Annotated in this window: 4 protein-coding genes; 3 read left to right on the top strand and 1 reads right to left on the bottom strand. The window is 40.3% G+C overall.

Features of this window, described 5'->3' with window-relative positions:
* Positions 1 to 352: 352 nt before the first annotated feature.
* The 3 genes from E5A76_RS15650 to budA all read left to right on the top strand — a co-directional run bounded on the left by E5A76_RS15650 (position 353) and on the right by budA (position 4245).
* Positions 353 to 1543, top strand: a complete 1191-nt coding sequence (locus E5A76_RS15650; protein WP_053986757.1) for a NupC/NupG family nucleoside CNT transporter — start codon at positions 353 to 355, stop codon at positions 1541 to 1543.
* A 303-nt stretch (positions 1544 to 1846) separates the two neighbouring features.
* Positions 1847 to 3511 carry an acetolactate synthase AlsS gene (alsS, locus tag E5A76_RS15645; RefSeq protein ID WP_107165241.1) on the top strand — a complete coding sequence of 555 codons (1665 nt, stop codon included), beginning with the start codon at positions 1847 to 1849 and terminating at the stop codon, positions 3509 to 3511.
* A gap of 14 nt (positions 3512 to 3525) precedes the next feature.
* Positions 3526 to 4245, top strand: a complete 720-nt coding sequence (budA, locus tag E5A76_RS15640; RefSeq protein WP_053986759.1) for an acetolactate decarboxylase — start codon at positions 3526 to 3528, stop codon at positions 4243 to 4245.
* 120 nt (positions 4246 to 4365) lie between these two features.
* Here the strand turns inward: budA and E5A76_RS15635 are convergent, their stop codons facing one another.
* A complete protein-coding gene (locus E5A76_RS15635) occupies positions 4366 to 5034 on the bottom strand; it encodes a hypothetical protein (RefSeq protein WP_161119479.1) in 669 nt (222 codons plus the stop codon).
* Positions 5035 to 5343: the final 309 nt, after the last annotated feature.

The raw sequence follows: 5343 nt of genomic DNA, 5'->3' as shown, positions 1-5343 counted from the left end.
ATATAAAGCACAAGTGTTGAATTAACACTCAAAATATTCACTCCTCATCTTATAAATATTCAAAAAAATTCCATTTCTAATGCTGTTTACTAAAAACTGAATGAGATCCACTTCACACATATACCATTTCAGCATATTGCCGATAAGAATATTTAGGCGTATAACGACAGCTCAGTAAATACGGGGCTCTTTCGATCAGCAATCGTTTGCCGCAATCGTGATTCTTTGAAACATCTTTATTGGTGTTAATTTCACCAGCTTAAAAAATGAGATTTGAATCACTTTTAGAAAGAAAGAAATGATTAACCATAAATATATTGATTGATAAGCATCACACTGAGAGCAAACCTACATGGTCTATCTACATTTCATTTTTGGGCTAGTTGTTATCGCAGCCCTAGCACTTGTTGCGAGTAACAACCGAAAAAATATTAAGTTCAGATACATTCTCCAATTACTCATTATTGAAATGGGGTTAGCCTACTTCTTATTGAACTCATCAATGGGTACAGGGATCGTTAAAGAGTTTGCCGATGGCTTTAATGGTTTATTGAATTTTGCAGCAGAAGGCACGAACTTCGTTTTCGGTAATCTTGCAAATAATAATGCATTCAACTTCTTCCTTAACGTGTTAATGCCAATTGTCTTTATTTCCGCATTGATTGGTATCCTTCAGCACATCCGACTCCTTCCTCTTGTTATCAAAGCGCTTGGCTTCCTACTTTCTAAAGTTAACGGCATGGGTAAACTTGAATCCTTCAATGCCATCAGCGCGTTAATGGTAGGTCAATCTGAAAACTTCATTACCTACAAAGATATTCTTGGCAAGATGTCAGAGCGTCGTATGTACACCCTTGCTGCAACGGCGATGTCAACAGTATCTATGTCTATCGTAGGTTCTTACATGAAGCTTATCGATCCGAAATTTGTTGTTGCGGCACTGTTTTTAAACATGTTTAGCACCTTCATTATCCTATCGATCATTAACCCATATGATCACGAAGCAGAAATGAATATCGATGAGATGATGAAGGCAGAAAGCGGTGAGAAACTAACCTTCTTTGAAATGTTGGGTGAATACATTCTTACAGGTTTTAAAGTTGCGGTTATTGTTGCTGCGATGCTGGTTGGCTTTATCGCACTCATCTCGATGATCAATGCTGGTTTCAGCGCTGCATTTGGTATTAGCTTCCAAGATATTATCGGCTACGCTTTCTACCCATTTGCATGGATCATGGGTATCCCTGCTCATGAAGCCCTACAAGCAGGTAGTATTATGGCAACCAAACTGGTTGCTAACGAATTCGTTGCAATGATATCACTGCAAAAACAAGTGGGTGAGCTATCAACACATACTGTTGGCATCGTTTCTATCTTCCTTGTGTCATTCGCTAACTTCAGCTCTATCGGTATCCTTGCTGGTGCTGTTAAAGGGGTTAATGAAGAAAAAGGTAATATGGTGGCACGCTTTGGCTTACGCCTTCTTTATGGCTCAACCCTAGTGAGTTTCTTATCTGCTTTAATCGCCGGTATCATGATTTAATCTCACAAGCAGCTCCCCCATCAACGCCAGTCACCTTGACTGGCGTTTTTATTTCAGCCTGATTGTCTTACAAACATGACAATATTGATTACCGCTCGTCTATTTATTGTTCCCTTCCCATACTCCTAAAGTCACACGCTTAACAGCGAAATATTCGCCACTATGTTGGAAAATTAACTTCCAATTTCAGATGTTTAATTTGTATGACAAATAATTAGAATTGCGGCACTCATCACATAAATTTCGAATTAACGAAGCATGTCCTGAGCCTAATTAACTAATAACAATAATTTTGAGGCTTATATGTCGGATAAAACCATTTCTGGTGCTGAACTTGTCGTTGAAACCCTAAAAGCACACGATGTACCCCATATCTTTGGTATTCCTGGTGCGAAGGTTGATGCCGTTTTTGATGCCGTTTGTGATAACGGTCCTGAAATCATTATTTGTCATCACGAACAAAATGCCGCGTTCATGGCAGCAGCAACAGGTCGTTTAACAGGTAAAGCTGGTATCTGTTTAGCAACCTCAGGTCCTGGTGCATCTAACTTAGTCACTGGTGTCGCAACCGCTAACAGTGAAGGTGATCCTGTTGTTGCACTAGCAGGTGCTGTACCGCTTTCTATGTATTCACACAATACACACCAATCGATGGACACTCGCTCACTGTTCAATCCGATCACTAAGTTCTCCGCAGAAGTCATGGACAGTGCTTCAGTGCCTGATGTGGTACACAAAGCATTTCGTATTGCAGAGCAACCAACACAAGGGGCTAGTTTTGTCAGCTTGCCACAAGACATTCTAACTAATCGTATTCCATACCAACCTGTACAGCAGCCGAACCCTATTCTATTTGGTGGTGCACATCCACAAGCGATCCGCCAAGCTGCAGATCGTATTAATGCCGCGAAAAATCCCGTGTTATTACTGGGTATGGATGCAAGCCAACCTTTTGTTGCTGACGCTATTCGCCAGTTGTTAAAACAAACCCCTATTGCGGTTGTTAACACCTTTGCAGCAGCAGGTGTGATTTCACATGATTTATACAACTGCTTCTTAGGTCGTGTTGGTCTATTTAAAAACCAACCGGGTGATATTGCGTTAAACAATGCTGATTTGATCATTACCATTGGTTACAGCCCAATTGAATATGATCCGATCCTTTGGAATAAAGATGCCAATACCCCAATTATTCATATTGGCTACCAACAAGCCGATCTCGAAATTAGCTACAACCCTGTGTGCGAAGTGGTTGGCGATCTTGCTGTTTCTGTTAGCTCCATTGCGAGCGAGCTTGATAAACGTGAATCACTAGAGCATAACCAGCAGATTCAGCTACTTCGTCATGATCTACAAAACATCATGCAAATGGGTGCGAATAAAACATCACGCCATGGTGTTCACCCTCTTCGCTTTGTTCACGACCTACGCCGCTTTGTCAGTGACGATACCACTGTGTGTTGTGATGTAGGCTCTATCTACATTTGGATGGCGCGATACTTCCACAGCTTTGAGCCTCGTCGCTTACTGTTCAGTAATGGTCAGCAAACATTAGGTGTAGCACTACCTTGGGCTATTGCTGCCTCTTTATTACATCCAAACGAGAAAGTGATTTCAATGTCTGGCGATGGCGGCTTCCTATTCTCATCCATGGAGCTTGCGACTGCCGTTCGCCACAAATGTAATATCGTGCATTTTGTATGGACAGATCACAGCTACGACATGGTGAAAATTCAGCAACTTAAAAAATACGGTCGTGAAAGTGCTGTTAGCTTTATGGGGCCTGACATTGTGAAATACGCTGAAAGCTTCGGTGCACACGGTTTAGCCATTAACACTGCTGACGATATTGAACCAGTATTGCGCAAAGCAATGAGTTTAAGTGGCCCTGTATTGGTTAACGTTAACGTTGATTACAGCGATAACAGCCGCCTACTTGATCAACTACACCCTTGCCAACAAGATTAATCACGGAGCTTTTTATGAGTAACTCAACCAACAATAAGACGTTTTACCAAACCTCCATGATGAGTGCGCTCATTGCTGGCTTATATCAAGGGGATTTCACTATCGGTCAATTACTTGATCACGGTAACTTTGGTATTGGTACTTTCAATGATCTTGATGGTGAGATGATTGTGATGGGTGATGAAGTTTATCAATTGACGAGTACAGGTGACGTTCACCTTGTTGATCATGACATCACAACCCCGTTTGCTTCTGTGGTTAACTTTGCACCAACAGACAAACTAAGCTTAATTGAGCTGAGTAAAAATGAGTTTGAAGCGTGTTTAGAACAAGACTTATTAGCCCATAACGCCATTAATGCGATTCGTTTAACCGGTAAGTTCTCATACGTAAAAACCCGTACAGTACCAGCACAGCATCGTCCTTACCCACCAATGGTAGAGGTGGTAAAACATCAGCCTATCGCTGAAATGACTCACGTCTCAGGGGTTATGATTGGTTTTAAAATCCCCGACTACATGATTGGTATTAATGTACCGGGTTTCCACTTCCACTTTATTAGTGATGATCGTACTCAAGGTGGTCACGTGAGTGATTTCATTTTGACTGATGGCGAAGTTGAAGTTGAAGTGTTTAAAGATTTCCACTTACGTATGCCAGCCTCACAAGAGTTTGACCAAGCCGATCTTCATCCTGAAGATTTGAAAGCTGCTATTCATGTAACAGAGAAATAATTATTCATTTTCTCCTTATGTGCTTTGCAACTCATAAACCCTAAAAAGGAGCCGTAAGGCTCCTTTCTTATTGATGTTTTCATACCAAAGTAGCTTCAAGATGCTTAGGTATATCTCAACTTATTGCTTTTCACTCAGCTTAAAATTATTGAGATCAAATACCCAAGTCTGGGCTGGGTTGCCCGGCAAAGCGACTGTGATATCGTCTTTATTATTGGTAATTGTTGGCATATCACTGCAATTCCCAAACTCTGTTGTGATCAAAGGGAGTGAATCTTGCCTTGCCACAACGTACATGAACATGGCAGGACAAGCTGTGCCACCCGTCGATAACCAAATCAAACTCACCTTGCCATCAGCGATAGGAAACTCTTTTTCAACGCCTAGATTGCCGTACTCGTCCGATGCATAAATTTCGTTGTCATCTAAATATAAACTCGCAGTACCATCTCCAGTACTTTTGGTAAATTTTAATGGTTTGGCTTGTGGCGCTTGATCAAACTTAGGCTGAAAATACTGACTTTTATCGGTGTAAGTTAATATCGCCCCTTTTAATGTGATCTCTTTCCCCACCTTATCCATAATAAAAGGCTCGTTATTTTCATTAATACGTAATTCAAAGCTGTTCCCTTCAGGGGTAACTAACCAATAATTAAGTGTCGCATAATTTAATTTCCCCGTTAGTTTCGCTGGGATCATCGATTCTAGCTCTGCCCCATGAGCTGGCACTGCCGCTACAGCTCCAAGTAACAGTAATGATTGAAGAAATAGCTGAGATTTTTTAAACATAGTAAAGCCTTCCAATGACATAACATCGACTAGTAGCACCTTTCCACTACTATTATCGCTGTATGTTACGCTCAAAATCACTGATTTGTATGATGTATATCAATAACCTTTAATATCTCTTTATCCTTTTGTTTTTTAATCATATTTGATGATTTAGTACGATCACTTTTGATATTCACTACAGCTATAACAATAGAAAACCAACCCAACTAAATATCACTATATTCTAAAAAGACATTTTATTATTACCAATTGGTAAAGGTTATTTATGATTTATGGGTATTATCAATTCATAAGAAATAAATATAC

The sequence above is a fragment of the Photobacterium lucens genome (genome assembly GCF_009873615.1).
GTDB classification, from domain to species: Bacteria; Pseudomonadota; Gammaproteobacteria; order Enterobacterales; family Vibrionaceae; genus Photobacterium; species Photobacterium lucens.
This window is presented reverse-complemented; position numbering and strand designations above follow the sequence as displayed.

Excerpts from the sequence above, each read along its gene's own strand:
- alsS (WP_107165241.1), top strand. The coding sequence starts at position 1,847 with ATGTCGGATAAAACCATTTCTGGTGCTGAACTTGTCGTTGAAACCCTA.
- budA (WP_053986759.1), top strand. The coding sequence starts at position 3,526 with ATGAGTAACTCAACCAACAATAAGACGTTTTACCAAACCTCCATGATG.
- E5A76_RS15650 (WP_053986757.1), top strand. The coding sequence starts at position 353 with ATGGTCTATCTACATTTCATTTTTGGGCTAGTTGTTATCGCAGCCCTA.
- E5A76_RS15635 (WP_161119479.1), bottom strand. The coding sequence starts at position 5,034 with ATGTTTAAAAAATCTCAGCTATTTCTTCAATCATTACTGTTACTTGGA.